The sequence below is a fragment of the Pseudomonas sp. LBUM1674 genome (genome assembly GCF_059695635.1).
Window position 1 is genome coordinate 2,286,799 of sequence record NZ_CP166779.1, and the last position, 16,974, is coordinate 2,303,772.

General features: G+C 61.7%; 14 protein-coding genes. 5 read left to right on the forward strand and 9 right to left on the reverse strand.

Annotation, left to right across the window (positions count from 1 at the left end; genetic code table 11):
- The first annotated feature begins 97 nt into the window (after positions 1–97).
- Genes ACA067_RS10730 through ACA067_RS10745 form a run of 4 tightly spaced genes read left to right on the forward strand, consistent with a single transcriptional unit; the run spans position 98 to position 4,312 of the window.
- A complete protein-coding gene (locus ACA067_RS10730) occupies positions 98–1,198 on the forward strand; it encodes an ATP-NAD kinase family protein (protein ID WP_497461717.1) in 1,101 nt (366 codons plus the stop codon).
- On the forward strand, positions 1,176–2,153 hold the full coding sequence (locus ACA067_RS10735) for a thiamine pyrophosphate-dependent dehydrogenase E1 component subunit alpha (protein WP_497461718.1): 978 nt from the start codon (positions 1,176–1,178) through the stop codon (positions 2,151–2,153). The genes ACA067_RS10730 and ACA067_RS10735 overlap by 23 nt, the downstream gene beginning before the upstream one ends.
- 33 nt (positions 2,154–2,186) lie before the next feature.
- Positions 2,187–3,206 (forward strand): alpha-ketoacid dehydrogenase subunit beta, encoded by a 1,020-nt coding sequence (locus tag ACA067_RS10740; RefSeq protein WP_497461719.1) that lies wholly within the window; start codon positions 2,187–2,189, stop codon positions 3,204–3,206.
- Positions 3,203–4,312 carry an acetoin dehydrogenase dihydrolipoyllysine-residue acetyltransferase subunit gene (locus tag ACA067_RS10745; protein ID WP_497461720.1) on the forward strand — a complete coding sequence of 370 codons (1,110 nt, stop codon included), beginning with the start codon at positions 3,203–3,205 and terminating at the stop codon, positions 4,310–4,312. Before ACA067_RS10740 ends, ACA067_RS10745 begins: the two co-directional genes overlap by 4 nt.
- A 52-nt stretch (positions 4,313–4,364) precedes the next feature.
- Here ACA067_RS10745 and ACA067_RS10750 read toward each other — a convergent pair whose 3' ends face one another.
- The 4 genes from ACA067_RS10750 to ACA067_RS10765 form a co-directional block, all read right to left on the reverse strand.
- The gene (locus ACA067_RS10750) at positions 4,365–6,593 is read right to left on the reverse strand and encodes an LTA synthase family protein (RefSeq protein ID WP_497461721.1); all 2,229 of its coding nucleotides are present in this window, start codon (positions 6,591–6,593) and stop codon (positions 4,365–4,367) included.
- A 135-nt stretch (positions 6,594–6,728) separates the two neighbouring features.
- The gene (locus tag ACA067_RS10755) at positions 6,729–7,169 is read right to left on the reverse strand and encodes a hypothetical protein (protein ID WP_497461722.1); all 441 of its coding nucleotides are present in this window, start codon (positions 7,167–7,169) and stop codon (positions 6,729–6,731) included.
- Positions 7,170–7,318: 149 nt separating this feature from the next.
- Positions 7,319–8,230, reverse strand: a complete 912-nt coding sequence (locus ACA067_RS10760; RefSeq protein ID WP_497461723.1) for a carbohydrate kinase family protein — start codon at positions 8,228–8,230, stop codon at positions 7,319–7,321.
- Between the two features lie 73 nt (positions 8,231–8,303).
- On the reverse strand, positions 8,304–9,254 hold the full coding sequence (locus ACA067_RS10765; RefSeq protein WP_497461724.1) for an AraC family transcriptional regulator: 951 nt from the start codon (positions 9,252–9,254) through the stop codon (positions 8,304–8,306).
- Positions 9,255–9,653: 399 nt separating this feature from the next.
- On the opposite strand from ACA067_RS10765, the gene ACA067_RS10770 reads away from it, so the two are divergent.
- Positions 9,654–10,427 (forward strand): L-iditol 2-dehydrogenase, encoded by a 774-nt coding sequence (locus ACA067_RS10770; RefSeq protein WP_497461725.1) that lies wholly within the window; start codon positions 9,654–9,656, stop codon positions 10,425–10,427.
- Positions 10,428–10,771: 344 nt separating this feature from the next.
- Here ACA067_RS10770 and ACA067_RS10775 read toward each other — a convergent pair whose 3' ends face one another.
- The 5 genes from ACA067_RS10775 to ACA067_RS10795 form a co-directional block, all read right to left on the reverse strand.
- Positions 10,772–12,835, reverse strand: a complete 2,064-nt coding sequence (locus ACA067_RS10775; protein ID WP_497461726.1) for an ABC transporter ATP-binding protein — start codon at positions 12,833–12,835, stop codon at positions 10,772–10,774.
- Positions 12,836–12,858: 23 nt separating this feature from the next.
- On the reverse strand, positions 12,859–13,752 hold the full coding sequence (locus ACA067_RS10780) for an ABC transporter permease (protein ID WP_497461727.1): 894 nt from the start codon (positions 13,750–13,752) through the stop codon (positions 12,859–12,861).
- Entirely contained in the window at positions 13,749–14,702 is a 954-nt protein-coding gene (locus tag ACA067_RS10785; RefSeq protein ID WP_497461728.1) for an ABC transporter permease, read from the reverse strand. The genes ACA067_RS10780 and ACA067_RS10785 overlap by 4 nt, the downstream gene beginning before the upstream one ends.
- Positions 14,699–15,370, reverse strand: a complete 672-nt coding sequence (locus ACA067_RS10790; protein ID WP_497461729.1) for a dimethylsulfonioproprionate lyase family protein — start codon at positions 15,368–15,370, stop codon at positions 14,699–14,701. Before ACA067_RS10790 ends, ACA067_RS10785 begins: the two co-directional genes overlap by 4 nt.
- Positions 15,371–15,446: 76 nt before the next feature.
- A complete protein-coding gene (locus tag ACA067_RS10795; RefSeq protein ID WP_497461730.1) occupies positions 15,447–16,916 on the reverse strand; it encodes an ABC transporter substrate-binding protein in 1,470 nt (489 codons plus the stop codon).
- Between the last annotated feature and the right edge of the window lie 58 nt (positions 16,917–16,974).

The window sequence follows — 16,974 nt, forward strand, 5'->3', positions numbered from 1 at the left end:
GACTTTCAACCAGCCTGACAAGCGACCCGATAATAAAAAAGAGGTGCCCTATGTCCTCATGCCGAGGCTCTTTCCCTGTTCTGCCTGTGGTGGCGGCATGAGTCGCTTGCCCCTGACCGTCGGCATCATTGCCAACCCGGCGTCGGGTCGCGACGTACGGCGTCTGACAGCGAACGCCGGGCTGTTTTCCAGCACCGACAAGGTCTCGGTGATCCAGCGTCTGCTGGCGGCTTTTGGCGCCACCGGCGTCGAACGGGTGCTGATGCCCACCGACATGACCGGCATCGCCGCTGCAGTGCTGAAGAACAGTCAGGGTCGGCAGGCGCGCGACAGCCACTGGCCAACCCTGGAGTTCCTCGATATCACCTTGCGTCAGAGCGTGGCGGACACTCGTCAGGCAGCACGCTGGATGGCTGAACGCGGCGTGTCGCTGATCGCCGTACTCGGCGGTGACGGCACCCACAAGGCGGTGGCGGCCGAAGTCGGCGACATTCCACTGCTGACGCTGTCCACCGGTACCAACAACGCCTTCCCGGAGTTGCGTGAAGCCACCAGCGCAGGGTTGGCCGGCGGGTTATTCGCCAGCGGGCGGATTCCCCCCGAAATCGCCTTGCGCCGCAACAAGCGTCTACTGGTGCGGGTGCCGAGTCGCGACTTGTGCGAAGTGGCGCTGGTGGACGTGGCAGTGTCCTCGCTGCCCTTTATCGGTGCCCGTGCAATCAGCCGTGGGATTGATCTGGCCGAGGTATTTGTGACCTTCGCCGAACCCCAGTCCATTGGCATTTCGGCCCTTTGCGGCCTCTGGTTTCCGGTATCGCGCCAAGCCCCGGGTGGGGCATGGATGCGCCTTGATCCGCATTCACCCGAAGCCCTGTTGGTGCCACTGGCGCCTGGCCTGCTGCAAGGCTGCGGCGTGTTGGCCGCCGGCAGCCTGGAGCCTGGCGTGGCCCATCGCCTATGCCTGGCCAGCGGCACCCTGGCCCTGGATGGCGAGCGGGAAATCGAATTCAACGCCCAGGACCTGCCCACCGTAACCCTCGATGCCGGCGGCCCGCTGAGCATCGATGTCCATACGGCCCTGGCCTATGCAGCACGACAGCGGCTGCTGGCCATCGGCCGTGAACACCCGCGACACCCTCTGAACCTTGAGTCTCAAGACACCCTGGAGAATAAAAATGTCGACACAGTTGACCGCTGAACAATTACTGCATGCCTACCGGGTGATGCGCACCATCCGCGTTTTCGAAGAGCACCTGCACGTGGAGTTCGCCACCGGCGAGATCCCGGGTTTCGTCCATCTGTATGCCGGCGAAGAGGCTTCGGCCGCCGGTGTCATGGCTCACCTGAGGGATGACGATTGCATCGCGTCCAACCACCGGGGCCATGGCCATTGCATCGCCAAGGGCGTGGATGTGTACGGGATGATGGCCGAGATCTACGGCAAGAAAACCGGGGTCTGCCAGGGCAAGGGTGGCTCCATGCACATTGCCGATTTCGAAAAGGGCATGCTCGGTGCCAACGGCATCGTCGGCGCCGGTGCACCCTTGGTCGTGGGCGCAGCGCTGGCCGCCAGGCTCAAGGGGACCGACAGCGTCGCGGTGGTGTTCTTCGGTGACGGCGGTTCCAACGAAGGCGCGGTATTCGAGGCGATGAACATGGCCTCCGTATGGAACCTGCCGTGCCTGTTCATCGCCGAGAACAACGGTTACGCCGAGGCCACGGCCTCCAATTGGTCAGTGGCCTGCGATCACATCGCCGACCGCGCCGCGGGTTTCGGCATGCCTGGGGTCACGGTCGATGGCTTCGATTTTTTCGCCGTTCACGAAGCGGCCGGTGCCGCTGTCGAGCGGGCCCGCGCAGGCGAAGGACCGTCGCTGATCGAGGTCAAACTGACCCGTTACTACGGTCACTTCGAGGGCGATGCCCAGACCTACCGGGCGCCGGATGAGGTCAAGTATTTCCGCGAGCACAACGACTGCCTGATGCAATTTCGCGACAGCACCACCCGCTCGGCAGTGGTCGATGCCAGCCAGTTGGACCAGATCGATAGCGAAGTGGACCTGCTGATCGAGAACGCTGTGCGCAAGGCCAAGTCCGATCCCAAGCCGAGCGCGGCCGACCTGCTCACCGACGTCTACGTTTCCTATCCCTGAACGCCCCCTATAACAAAAAACGAGACCATCATCATGGCGAGAAAAATCAGCTATCAGCAGGCAATCAACGAAGCCCTGGCCCAGGAAATGCGCCGCGATCCCAGTGTGTTCATCATGGGTGAAGACGTCGCCGGCGGTGCCGGTGCTCCCGGTGAAAACGACGCCTGGGGCGGGGTGCTGGGCGTGACCAAGGGCCTCTATCACCAATTTCCCGGGCGAGTGCTGGATACACCGTTGTCAGAGCTGGGCTATGTCGGTGCCGCGGTAGGCGCAGCAACCTGTGGCGTGCGTCCGGTGTGTGAATTGATGTTCGTCGACTTCGCCGGTTGCTGCCTGGACCAGATCCTCAATCAGGCAGCCAAGTTTCGCTACATGTTCGGCGGCAAGGCTTCCACCCCGCTGGTGATTCGCACCATGGTCGGTGCGGGCCTGCGGGCCGCCGCCCAACACTCGCAAATGCTCACTTCGCTGTGGACCCACATCCCCGGGCTGAAAGTCGTCTGTCCGTCATCGCCTTATGACGCCAAGGGGCTGTTGATCCAGGCCATCCGCGACAACGACCCGGTGATCTTCTGTGAGCACAAACTGCTCTACAGCATGCAGGGCGAGGTGCCGGAAGAGCTCTATAGCATTCCTTTCGGCGAAGCCAACTTCCTGCGCGATGGCAAGGACGTGACCCTGGTGTCCTATGGGCGCACGGTCAACACGGCGATGGACGCCGCCCGCAGCCTGGCAGGGCGCGGTATCGACTGCGAGGTCATCGACCTGCGCACCACCAGCCCGCTGGATGAAGACAGCATTCTCGAAAGCGTGGAAAAGACCGGGCGCCTGGTGGTGATCGACGAGGCCAACCCGCGCTGCTCCATGGCCACCGATATCTCGGCCCTGGTGGCGCAAAAGGCCTTCGCCTCACTCAAGGCACCGATTGAAATGGTCACCGCGCCGCATACGCCGGTGCCATTTTCCGACGCCCTGGAAGATCTCTACATCCCCGACGCGGCGAAGATCGAAAACGCCGTGCTCAAACTGATCGAATGGAGCAAGCGTTCATGAGCCAGATCCATACCTTGACCATGCCCAAATGGGGCTTGTCCATGACCGAAGGCCGGGTCGATGTCTGGCTCAAGGAGGAAGGGCAGGCGATCACCAAGGGCGATGAAGTACTGGATGTGGAAACCGACAAGATTTCCAGCAGTGTCGAAGCGCCCTTTTCCGGAGTACTGCGCCGGCAGATCGCGCGCCAGGATGAAACCCTCGCGGTAGGTGCCTTGCTCGGCATCGTGGTCGACGGCGAGGCCAGCGAGGCGCAGATCGATGCGGTGATCGAGCAGTTCCAGGCCGCGTTCGTACCCGGCGATGGCGCCGAGGAAGACAGCGGGCCCAAGCCGCAGAAGGTCGAGCTGGACGGCCGGCTGATCCGTTACTTCGAGCGCGGCGAAGGCGGGGTGCCGTTGGTGTTGGTACATGGCTTTGGCGGCGATCTGAACAACTGGTTGTTCAATCACGAAGCATTGGCCGCGGGGCGGCGGGTGATCGCCCTCGATCTGCCGGGTCACGGCGAGTCGGCCAAGCAATTGGAGCGGGGCGACCTGGATGAGCTCAGCGCAGTGCTGCTGGCACTGCTCGACCATCTGGATATTCCCGTTGCGCATTTGGTGGGTCACTCCATGGGCGGTGCGGTATCGCTCAACACCGCACGCCTGGCACCGCAGCGGGTGCGTTCGCTGACCTTGATAGGCAGCGCCGGCCTGGGCACCGAAATCAACGGTGAATACCTGCAAGGATTTGTCGAAGCGGCCAGCCGCAATGCCCTCAAGCCGCAATTGGTCCAGCTGTTCTCCAATGCGGAACTGGTCAACCGGCAGATGCTTGAAGACATGCTCAAGTACAAGCGCCTGGAAGGGGTGGACGCGGCCTTGCGTCTGCTGATTTCGGGATTGTTTGCCGATGGCCGGCAAACAGCGGATCTACGCGGCGTGGTGCTGGAAGGCCGCCAGCCGGTATTGCTGATCTGGGGCAGCGACGACGCGATTATCCCTGCCACCCACAGCGCCGGGCTGTCGGCGCAAGTCGAGATCCTGCCGGGTCAGGGACACATGGTGCAGATGGAAGCGGCCGAGCAGGTCAACCGGCTGATTCTGGACTTTGTGCAACCATAAGCCAGGGTGCAGTCGGCTGGGCCATCTCGTGGGGGGAGGAGTCGTTCGCCGGTCAGCTCGATTCGGCGATGTCATCGTCGAGGGTCTCGGCCGGCGATTCCTCTTGCCCGGGCAGTTCGGTGATCACACTGAAGTCACTGACTTCGACCGCGCCCGATCCATACCCCAGCAGATGGAAAGAGAAGGCCTTGCGCGACTGCGGGTTGGGGAAGCTGAAATCCATCTCCAGTGGCTGGTCAACCGTGACGAGCATTTCGCTGGGCAGGCCCAATTGCACATCCTGTTCCAGCTCCTTGGTCTTGAGCTGGATGTAGGCGTTCTGATGTGGATCTACCGAGCGCACGGTCAGGCGCACGCGGGTGTGTGAGCCTTTGGGCATTTCAAGGTACTGCGCGCCGATCAGGTTGTCGGCCCAGTCATCCTTGATCTGCGCCTGGAGAGGAATGATGGTCGGGCTGCCGAACTGGTAGTGCAGGTTCAGCGGTGTCTGCAACAGGGTGTGATCCAGGGCTGCGGCTCTTGCCGCGATCTGGCGGGCACGCTTGCCCCCGTATTGACCGGTCAAGGTGGCACGTTCGGCGATGAAGCCTTCGCTGGCGTAATACCGGCAGCGTTGTTGAAAGTCGCACTCGGTGAAGGTGCCCTGGCCATCGTGGTAGCGCAGCTTGCCGTTGGTGAACGACATGATCTCGCGGCCGGTATCGTACTGGCGAAACAGCGAGCGACCGCTCAGGGTCGGAGGGATAGGCAAGGCGAAATAATCGAGGATCGAGGTGCTCAGGTCGACATGTCCGTAGACCCCGGTCTTGATCTGCGGCAGCTGCTCTTGCTCGGGTGCCAGTGTCAGGTTGAAGCCCCAGGAGGAAGCGAGGCGCACGCCGTCGATGCCGTGGGATTCGTCGGACGTGATCACCACCAGGGTGTCCTTGAGGATGCCTTGGCGTTCCAGGCCGCTGAGGAATTGCCCAAGGGCATCGTCCAGGTAACCCACGGCGGCTTGCTTGGCGGTGTCATAACGCTGCAAATAGTCGTCCGGGGCCGAGTAGGGCTGGTGGGTACCCACCGTGAGCAGCGTCAGCATCCACGGCGTGTTCTTTTTCTCCAGCTGGCCGACATAGTCCAGCGCGCCTTCGAAAAAGGCTTTGTCATCCTTGCCCCACGGGAAGTCGAGGTAGGACGCATTGGTGAACCATTCGAGGCCATGGGTCGCGTCGAAACCGATGTGCGGCATGATCTTGTCTTTGGCCATGAAGCGCAGCCCGGCGCCCTGAAGGTAGTGGGTGGAGAAGCCGTTCTTGCGCAATTGTGCCGGCAGGCAGGCCTGGTTACGTTCGCTCTGGGTCAGCATCTCGACGCCTTTGGGGGTGCCATTGTCGAGCTTGTCGTAATCGCCGCAGAGCATCGCGTACAGGCCACGAATGGTCTGGTGGCTGTGCAGCACGTAGTCCGGCGTGTTCATGCCCCGTTCCGCCCACTGGCTGAGATGGGGCATCAGGTTCTCTTGATAACTGCTCTGCAGAGCCTGGCGGTTGACCCCGACATAGGCGCCGGGAATGCCCTCCAGGGCAATGATCAAGACGTTGCGTGCACGTCCCGGGGCTGCCAACAGTCTTTGGCCGGTCAGGTCGAGCTCGGTGAGTCCTGCCATCTGCGGGGCGACATCGATCTCGTCACCTTCCAGCCAGTCTTCTGCGCGCGCTTGAACCTCGCCCACGCCGGCGGCCAGCGCCTGGTGCGGCAAGTTGAACACGTGCCACTGGTCGGCATCGGTAGGTTGCAGGTGTTGCGCACCCCAGTGAGCGATCAACAGCAACAGCGGCACGGACCAGGCATGACGGGGCAAGCGCGGTGCAGGTGTCGCAGGGCTCAGCCAATGGGTGCACAGCCACGCAATCAGTCCCAGCAGCAAGGTGGCGGCTAACCAGGGTTGGGCGAATCCGCCGCCGGTGGAGTTTTCCAGAAACTGCGGATCGATCAGGTAATGCAAGTCCGAGAGGTTGGGCAGCCGGCCGACCGCGCTGACCAGTTCGGCGGTCGCCACCGTCATGAGGCCCCAGGCCAGCAATATCGGCAGGGCCAGCCACCAGGGGCGACGATGCAGGAGCACGATGAGCAGGCTCGCAATGCACAGGTCCGACAGGTAGCCATGCGGATTCGACCAGCCCAGCGCTGCACGCAGGCACAGGGGCATGATCAGAACCAGTCCGATGAGGGCGATGAGACGTGCGTGGGGGTGTCGTAACCACTGACGGATGATGTTCACAAAAGTTCTTCCAGACATTAAAGCTTCATACCAGTGTGCTGGATGGTATCAACTGGCGACAAAACTGGCCCGGGTATCAATGGGTGGAGGCGGTGTTGAGCGGGTGACTGGCATGAATATTGTTTGACATGAAGTGTCAGAGCGATCGCAACGCTAACTGCACGCCACGCTGACCGCTTTCGCGGCGCGCTGCAGTTCCTGTCTGACGTCGACCGGTATCCGCCGTTTCGTTGGTCGCTGGTCGAGGAATATCTGCTCGCCTCGAGCATTGACCTCCGCGTCGATAGCCGCTGCCTGGGCTTCGATGGAGGCCGCGTGAGCTTCTATCACACGGTTGACCTCGGCTTCATTGGTCGCTGCGTCGAGGGCATCGATCAAGGCCGCCACTTTGGCTTCCTCATCCTTGGCGTACTCTTCTACCGACAATCCGGCGGCCAACGCACGTGCGCGGATTTCCACGCCTTTGAGCGCCTGCTTGGCTTCGCTGCACAGCGCATCCTGTTTGCGGTGTTCGACGGTGTTCCACTGGATGAGTCCATAGGTCATCGCACTGATCACCGCGACGGCGATGCCACCCATCAGGGTTCGCTTCATCGCTGCACCGCCGAGCGGCTGGGGAGTGAGGGTTCTTTTTGCATCGCTTCAACTCTACTCGAGGAGATGAAAGCGTAGCATCGGAACCGGCCGCCCCCCGGTTGACCGTCGGGTATTGGCGAAGCAAAAAGCTGAGTGTTTCAGCGGTGTTACGACTGCACAGCTGACGCTTGCAGCAGGTCGTTCACATCGGCCAGGGTCGGCGCATGGGCGCCGGCATGGCGGCACGACAGGGAGGCGCAGGCTGCCGAGAATCGCAGGCGTTCGCGCACGTCGGTAATGCCGAGCAAGTCCGATGCAAGCCAGCCGGCCATGCACGCGTCCCCTGCACCGACAGTATCGGCCACGGTCACCGGGATCGCCGGCTGCTCGTACTGACTGTCGGGGGTGTGAAGCAGCATTCCGTGTTCACCTCGGGTGAACAGGATCTCGGCCATGGGATTAATCGCGCGAAGCTCATCCAGTGCCTGGTGTTCGCTCAAGCCCGGATAAAGGTGGCGAAGGTCTTCGTCGGACAGCTTGATCATGTCGGCCAGGGCGGTCATCGTCGGGAAGGTCTGTTCCCGATAATGGCGGTCCATCAAATTGCGCCAGTTCGGGTCAAAGCTGATTCGTTTGCCGGCGCCCTTGGCTTGCTCGGCGAGCGTTACCAGGCGGTCTCCCAGGGGCTGGCGAGCCAGGCTGATGCAGCTGAAATGACACACTTGCGCCTGCTCGATCCAGCCTGGCGGCAGCAGGCCCGGATCAAAAAACAGATCGGCCTCCCCGGCAAAAAAATAGCGCGGAGGGCGACTCGACGGGACGATGGCGACCAGGGGATCGCGGTTCACGCGTTGTAGAAATCGCATATCCAGACCTGCCGCTTGCGACTGCCTGGCGATCTCGTCGCCCAGGGAGTCGGTGCTGACGGATCCGGCGAAGGCGCTGCCGACGCCCAGGCGACTCAGTGCGCGTGCCACGTTCCAGGGCGCACCGCCCGGATAGCCTTGCCATTGTCCGGGCATACCCTGGACAAGGTCGGTCAGGGCTTCGCCAAATACGATTGCGCGAGGCAATACCATGGTCATTTCCTCAGTTTTTTCCTGGAGTGATGGCTGTTGGCTGATCAGGGGGCGATCACCGGACACCACTCAATCAATGGGCTTTGGTGAACGGAAGGGTGGGATGAACAGCGTTGCGGTTGAACAGCGTCATTGCCGTTGCGCGACGATATTCGCTCGGAGTCTGGTCCATTTCGATCCGGAAATGCCGGTTGAAGTTGGAGAGATTGGCGTAGCCCACCTCAAAACAGATGTCAGCCACCGACATCTCTGTCTGCAACAACAGCCTGCAGGCGCGTTGAACCCTGAGCTTGCGCATGAGATCGATGAAGCCATGACCGGTAATCCTTTTGAAGAAGCGCGAAAACCCTGGTTCGCTCATGTCCAGGCGTTGAGCGATGACCGACAGCCGAGGGTCGCCTGTCAGCTCAGTCAGCAGATAGTCGAAGGCCTTGTTGATTCGCTCGGAACTGCGGTCATCCAGGGTAGGCAAATAGCAGGCACTGGCCAGTAAGTGCGCATCCTGCGTGGGCGCTTTGCTCAGCGTGTTGATCAGCTGCAGGAAGAGGATCAGGCGTTCGAGCCCTTGCGCGGGACCTATGGCTTCGAGCAATCGAGCGGCCTGGACGGCGGTTGCTCCGGTGAACTCCAGGCCACGACGGGCCCGTGCAAACAGGTCCTGCACCTCACCCAGCTCAGGCAGGGTGCCGCGCAAGGCCAGGAGGGCTGCGCCGTCGAACTGCAGCACTACATCGCGTCCGGCCAGGTATTCACCGGGTGCCAGGTCGCCTATCCAGTCATGGGGCAGGTCGGGGCCGATCAGCGCGACATGACCTGCGCCAAACGCACCGATGTAGTCGCCGGCGACCAGCTTGCCGCTGCCTTGGCGGATCAGATGAATCTCGAATTCAGGATGATGGTTCCAGCGAGCCAGGGCGTAGGGGTAGTCGTGTTCGTACCAGCGAAAGCAATGATCGGGCACAGGGAGAATGATCTCCAGCTCGGCGGGTCGCTGCTCGAACAGAGCGGCTCGGCTATCAGGCATGGCATGCCCCTTTTATTGTTATTTGATCTTCGTGTGTGACCAACATACCTCCTCTCGGCGAGTTCCCGCTAGCACCGCTATTGCACCACGACTGATACTTTTTTGACTTCGGGGCAGTTTTTCAGCGTGTGGTTAAAAAAGTATCGGTCGAGCATCCGCCATGCATTTGTCCGGGGCTTTCCAAGCTGCTGTAATCGAGTCGTCCAGCCACGCTCCCACAGGTTTAACGAAATCATTGTGGGAGCGAGCCTGCTCGCGAAGGCGGTATTCCAGTCGCCGAAGATGTACCGGATGTACCGGCCTCTTCGCGAGCAGGCTCGCTCCCACAGTTGATCTTCGTTTGTCTGTTCCTCAACGGTTCCAACGCCATGACTATTCAAACAAACGGATGAACAATCAATGAAACGACTGCAAGGTAAAAGTGCACTGGTGACCGGATCGGCACGCGGCATAGGACGAGCCTTCGCCCAGGCCTATATCAACGAAGGCGCAACGGTCGCCATCGCCGACATCAACCTGGAGCGAGCCCAGGCCACGGCCGACGAATTGGGGCCAAACGCCTACGCCGTGGAAATGGACGTGACCGACCAGGCGTCCATCGATAACGCCATCGCTGCCGTCATCGCGCAGACAGGCAAGCTGGATATCCTGATCAACAATGCTGCGTTGTTCGACCTTGCGCCCATTGTCGACATCACCCGCGACAGTTTCGAACGTCTGTTTTCGATCAACGTCGCCGGAACCCTGTTCACCCTGCAGGCCGCGGCGCGCCAGATGATCCGCCAGGGGCATGGCGGCAAGATCATCAACATGGCCAGTCAGGCGGGGCGCAGGGGAGAGGCGCTGGTGGGGGTTTATTGCGCAACCAAGGCAGCGGTTATCAGCCTGACGCAGTCAGCCGGCCTGGGGCTGATCAAGCACGGGATCAATGTCAATGCCATCGCGCCAGGCGTGGTGGATGGCGAGCATTGGGATGGCGTCGATGCCATGTTCGCCAAATTCGAAAACCGGCCGTTGGGTGAAAAGAAAAAGCTCGTGGGGCAGGAAGTGCCTTTTGGCAGAATGGGTACGGCTGAGGATCTGACGGGGATGGCGATTTTCCTGGCGTCGTCGGAGAGCGAATATGTGGTGGCGCAGACGTATAACGTCGATGGTGGTAATTGGATGAGTTGAGAATGTGGGAGCGAGCTTGCTCGCGAAGAGGGACTGTCAGTCGATACTGATGTTGCCTGGCACACCGCTTTCGCGAGCAAGCTCGCTCCCACAGGGATTGGTGGTGTTCATGCAATAGTGTTCACACCAAAAATCCACTGTGGGAGCGAGCCTGCTCGCGAAGAGGGACTGTCAGTCGATACTGATGTTGCCTGGCACTCCGCTTTCGCGAGCAGGCTCGCTCCCACAGGGATTGGGGGTGTTCATGCAATAGTGTTCACACCAAAAATCCACTGTGGGAGCGAGCTTGCTCGCGAAGAGGGACTGTCATTTGACATTGATGTTGCCTGACACACCGCTGCAGCTCAGGTTATCGACCGATACGGCAAACAAGGCGACGCAGGACCCGATACCTGAGCATGTCGCGCACTGACCGAGACGTCACTGTGATGGGCCAGCTCGGCAAGCGGGATGTGGCAGCGGATGAAACCACTCTGCGTCATCTGCGGCGCAGGGCGACGCTCTGCGCACAGGCTGCCGATCTGCCGCGGGCAGCGACCCGCCAGCGGACAACCGTTACCTGCGATGGATGGCGAGCCGGGCATCGCTGGCGGTTTCGGCACGTAATCATCCTTGCGCAGGCCCGGGGCCGCCAGCAGGAGCATTTCGGTATAGGGATGCAAGGGCGAATTGAAGAGCGCATCGGTATCGACCCTCTGCATCAATTCGCCGCGATAGAGCACCGCGACCCGATCGGCCAATTGCCGCACGACCGCCAGGTCATGCGAGATGAACAGCATCGCGACCGCATGCTGCTCCTTGAGCGCCAGGAGCAATTCGACGATTTTCGTCTGCACCGATACATCCAGCGCCGAGAGGATTTCATCGCAGATCAGCAGCTTCGGATTGACCAGCAGGGCACGCGCAATGGCGACCCTTTGGCGCTCGCCGCCGGACAGCTGTTCGGGGAAACGATTGAGATAGCCCGCATGCAGACCGACACTTTCCAACGCCGTCTCAAGGGTGGCGGGGGTCGATTCGATCGCGAAATGCTGCAGCGGTCGCTCGAGGATGGCCCGGACACTGCGACGCGGATTGAGTGAGGCATCCGGGTTCTGGAAGATGTATTGAATCTCTCGCAACTGCTGCACCGACCTGCCGGCGAGCGTAGGCTCCAACACCTGCCCGTCAACACTGATGGTGCCCGACTTTGGCGCCAGTCGACCGCTGATGGCGCGAGCGATCGTCGACTTGCCGCTGCCCGATTCACCGACCAATGCCACGATCTCGCCGGCGCGCAGTTCGAGATCGATATCCCGTGCGATGGGCACCGTTCGTTTGCCCAGCCACTCTGTGAACCACCCGGACTGCGCGTAGGACAGCGAGAGATTGTCCACCGATAACAGCGGTGTCGACTGCCGTTCCGGTCGCAAGGCAATAGACGCCGACGCCGGTGAATGTTGCGTGTCGGCCAGCTCGGACCAGCGCATGCAGGCCACGGATTGCCCGTCGGCCACGGGCACCAGCACTTGTGGGGTCGAACGACATTTTGCTGTCGCAAAGTCGCAGCGGGGCTCGAATTTGCAGCCCTCGGCCATTTGATCGCGCCGCAGCATGCCCCGCAGGCCGCGACCCCTGGCATGACCCTGGAGCATCGACGGGATCGAGGCGATCAGCCCGCGCGAATAGGGATGGGCAGGGTGCGCCAGCAACTGCGCGCAAGGCGCTACCTCGACCAGCTGGCCGGCATACATGACGCCAATGCGGTCGGCAATTTGTGCCAGCAGGGCCAGGTCATGGGTGACGTAGAGCATGGCCATGCCGATGCGGCTTCTCAGGTCCGACAACAATTGGATGATCTGGCGTTGGGTGGTGACGTCCAGTCCCGTGGTCGGTTCGTCGAGAACCAGCAGGTCCGGATTGCAGGACACCGCCATGGCAATCGTGACGCGTTGCTGCTGGCCGCCTGACAACTCATGGGGATAGCGCCGACTGACATCGGGCAGACCGACCAGGGCAAACAGTTCCGTGATGCGGGTCTCCATGGAGATCCCGTCGGGCAGTGCGCGGTGAGTCAGGATCATCTCGCGAATCTGCTGCCCGACCCGCATGCCAGGGCTCAACGCGGTCGTCGGATTCTGGGGGACCAGGGCAATGCGATTACCGCGCAGGTCTGCCAGCGACCGGGCGTCGAGCTGCAGAAGGTCTGTGCCTTCAAATAACACCTGGCCGGTCTGCACGCGGCTGTTGGCGGCGCCATAGCCGAGCAGCCGGTAGGCCACGGTGGATTTGCCGCAGCCCGATTCCCCGACGAGACCGAAGGCCTCGCCGGGGGCGATTTCAAGGCAAACCCCTTCCACGACATCGGTCCATCCGGTTTGTCCGCCGTAGGCGATGCCGAGGTTACGAATCTCGATCAGCTGAGTCATGGTTGCAACACCTTTATGGTTATTCATGCGCCGACCACCGACCGTTGGCCGAGCATTCTCGACAAGCCATCGGTAAACAGGTTGAGGCCGACCACCAGGGAGGCGAAGCCCAGGCCGGGGCCGAACACCGTCACTGGTGAGGCGATCAACAGGCCACGGTTCTCGCTGATCATCAGGCCCCATTCGGGCGTTGGCGGCCGGATGCCGAAACCGAGGAACCCGAGCGCGCCGATCAGGATGGGCGCATAGCTGATGCGCAACGAGAACTCGACCAGCAACACATTGGCGGTGTTGGGCAGGATTTCCCTGCGCACGATAGACCAGGTGCTCTCACCCCGAAGCTCAGCCACCGCCACGTATTCGCGGGTAGCGATTTCCATCGCGGCCGCCCGGGCAATTCGGGCAATGCGCGGGGTGTAGACCAGCCCGACCACCAGCACGATGAGTGCCGGCTCGCCGGCAAGGGCAGGGCCTGCGGCAATGATCGTCACCAGCGCCAGGGCGAGAAACGGGATACTGATCATGGCTTCGACCAGACGCTGCACGATCTCGTCGAACAGACCGCCGAGATAGCCTGACACCAGTCCGAGAACAGTGCCGGCGACCATCCCCAGCGTGGTGCCTGCCAGGGCCAGCAGCAACACGATGTGTGCCCCGTACATGAAACGGCTGAGGACATCGCGGCCGATTTGATCGACCCCCATCGGATGCAGCCACGACATGCCGGAGAGCGGGATGCCGGTGCCCATTTGCGCAAAACCGTAGGGTGTCCAGAACACACCGATGAGGGCAAACAGCACGTGTGCCGCGAGAATCATCGATCCGACCTTGAACGAGCCGGGCATCGCCAGCCAGCGTCCGGGCCAGGAGGAGAGCGCAGGCGTGCGCAATCCGGACATAACGTTGGTCAGGCTCATCGGCTGGTCCTCAGGCGTGGTTGAAGTAATACAGCGCCAATGTCCGCCACCAGGTTGGCGGCGATGTAGACAGCGGCACTGATCATCACGGTGGCCTTGATCAACGGCAGGTCACGCAGCTGCAAGGCATCGATCAGCAGCGTGCCGAACCCGGGATAGGAGAACACCCGCTCGACGATGACCACGCCGCCGATCAGGAAGCCCAGGTTGAGGGCCGTAATATTGAGCGCCGGAACAATGGCATTGGGCATGGCGTGTCGCCAAAGCACGGCATAAGGCCGCAAGCCTTTCAATTCGGCGAGGCGCACATAATCCGAGCGCAGCACCTCGATCAGGCTGTCGCGCAGCACCCGGATGGCGTACACCGCCATGATGATGGCCAGGGTCACCGCCGGCAGGATCATCGCGCGCAGATTGTCCAGCCAGCTGCCGGCGTCGGAAACCGTCGCCAGCGCGGGCAGGATCGGCAGGGCCACGGCGAAGATGAACAGCAGTATCGTCGCCAGCAGAAAGTCGGGAAGCGACAACAGCACCAGCGTCACCACCGAAATAACGTGGTCGACCTTGCTGCCTCGGTGCGTGGCCTGGATCACGGCCGGCACGATCGCCAGCACCAGGTACATGGCAAAGGCCAGCAGCGACAGCAACAGCGTATTGATGATGCGCGGGCCGAGTACGTCGGCAATCGGGCGGCCGGTTGCAATCGAGACCCCGAGATTGCCGTGCAGCAAATCGCCCAGCCAGTGCAGGTAACGGCTGAAGGCGGGGTCACCCAGATGCAGTTGTTCGCGAAGCACTTCCAGTGCCTTGGCGGTGGCGTCACGCCCCAGGATACGTGTCGCGACATCGCCCGGCAGGGCTTCGAGAATCAGGAAGATCAGGAGCGAGACGAGCAGCAGCGTAACGGCCGATAGCGCGACCCTGCTGATGACAAGCCGAAGAATGCTCATTTCGAGTTATCCCTCTGAGTGGTCAAGGTTGAGTCCGAGGCCATCGAGTCAGGCGTAAAAGCCGCATCGGTCTCGAGATCGCCTTGCCACACGTACAACAGCACCAGAGGTCTGTCCCCCGCGAGTGTGGCATGGGGAATCCATGACGGATGATGGATGATTTCACCGGCCTTGCGTGATGACCATGCGTCGTCGCCCGTTCGCCAGGACGACGGGCCCGTGACGGTGTAGTAGATTTCGTCGGCCGGGTGGCTATGCAATGGATAGTGGGTTGTGGGGCCCAGGAGCATCAGCCCGAAGGAGATGTGCGCATCCTTCATCAGCGCCGGTGGTCCGCTATCGGGTCCACAGATCACGCCATAGCCGTAGTTGTTGCCGAAATCCGCGCTGGGTGGGGCCGCCAGGTAGCTCTCGCTGCGAGTCAGGTGGATCGCAGGCATGAGGTCCGCGAGCGCGCTGGCCAGTTCGCAATCGGCGGTATAAGCCTGTAGCTCGTCTTCACAACGTGTCTGCACCGGCACTCGTGCGGCAGGCACGTCCTGAAGGGTCGAGAGGCCCGATTGCAACAGGCGCAGGCGTTTTGCATGGGATCGTGCGACGGGCTGATCATCGCGATCCAGCGCGTCGGCGAAGCATTGAAGAAATCTGGACAGATAAGGGAGCGTCATGCGCACAGCCTCCTCCCCGGAGCCAGCGGGCTCCGTGGAATGGATTGGATTGAAGTCGGGCGAGGGTGCAGAGCGGCTACTTGGCGCAGCCCAGCTCGGCATAGTTGATGCGGTTCACGTCGACGTTCGGCGAATAGCCGGTACACCCTCTGCGCAGGCCGGCCACCACCGAAGAGAAGACCGGAAGGATCATGCCGCCCTCTTGCGCGACCATGCGCTGGGCATCGCGATAGAGTTTGTTGCGCTCTTGCTCGTTCGAGGTTTGCCCGGCCTTGACCACCAGCGCGTCGAAATCCGCCCGCTTCCAGTGCGTCTCGTTCCATTCCGATTGGCTGTTGAGCGACAGGGTCAGGGCTTCCGCAGGCGGACGCGCACTGGTGTACGAAATCACCGCCGGTTTCTTCAGCCAGATGGTGTCCCAGTAACCCTCGGCCGGCGAGGTGATGACGTTCACTTTTATGCCGGCGGCGGCTGCCATCTGGGCATAGACCTGGGCCAGTAACAGCATGCCCGGGTAGGAGTCGGACGTGTAAAGATCGAACGCGATGCCATCGGGATGACCCGCCTCGGCCAGCAAGGCCTTGGCCCGTTTGATGTCAGCGGCTTTCGGCGCAGTGCCCAGGCTCAGCGGTGAACTGGGGGGTATCGGTGTGTCGCCGCCCACTTCGCCGTAGCCCAATAGCACGGTATCGAGGATGGTTTGCCGATCCATGACCAACTTCAAGGCCTCACGCACCCTGACATCATCGAAGGGCGCCGTGTTGGTCCAGACCGCCAGGTACAGCGAGGTGGCACCGGGCGTCGATACAAGATCGACTGCCGGATTGCCTTTGAGCGAGATCAGGCTGGCCGGATCGACGACCAGCGACAGATCGACCGAGCCCGACAACAGTGCCGACAGGCGCGAAGTCGCTTCGAGACTGGTGGTGATCTCAAGGCAATCCGCTTTCGGCAGACCGGCCCGCCAGTAAGCGGGATTGCGCCGCATGACCCGCACAGGACCGTTGGTAGTGAAGGTTTCTTGCATGAAAGGCCCGGTCCCGTCGCCCTTGGTCCGAAGGTCTGCACCCTTGGCCCCCTCGGGAACCATCAAGGCGTACTTGGTCGCGATCAGCATCGGCAGTTCGACCACCGGGGATTTGACCTTGAATCTCACCGTGTTCTTGTCGACCGCGGTGATACCGGCGGGGTCGAGGAAGGAGAGGGTGGAAAATCCACCGGGGGAGATGGCCGGGTCGAGCAGGCGACGATAGGAATAGACCACATCCGCCGCGTCGAAATCGGATCCGTCGTGGAACTTCACCCCTTCGCGCAGATGGAAGGTCCATTCGGTGGCGTCCGCGTTGGATGCCCACGATTGCGCCAGGACCGGGATCGGCTGCATGGTATTGCTGCGATCGACCAGGGGTTCATAGACAGCGCGGATGTGATAGACGCTGTCGGTGCCGATCAGCGCGGCCGGGTCCATCGTTTGCTTCTCGCCGTCCGATTCGTACCCCAGCACCCGCACGCATTTCTCTGCGGCCGAGACAGTGGGTGGCGACAAGAAACAGGCTCCGAAAGCAAGCGCAAAAGCTGAGGTTGCAAGCAAACAACGGTTCATT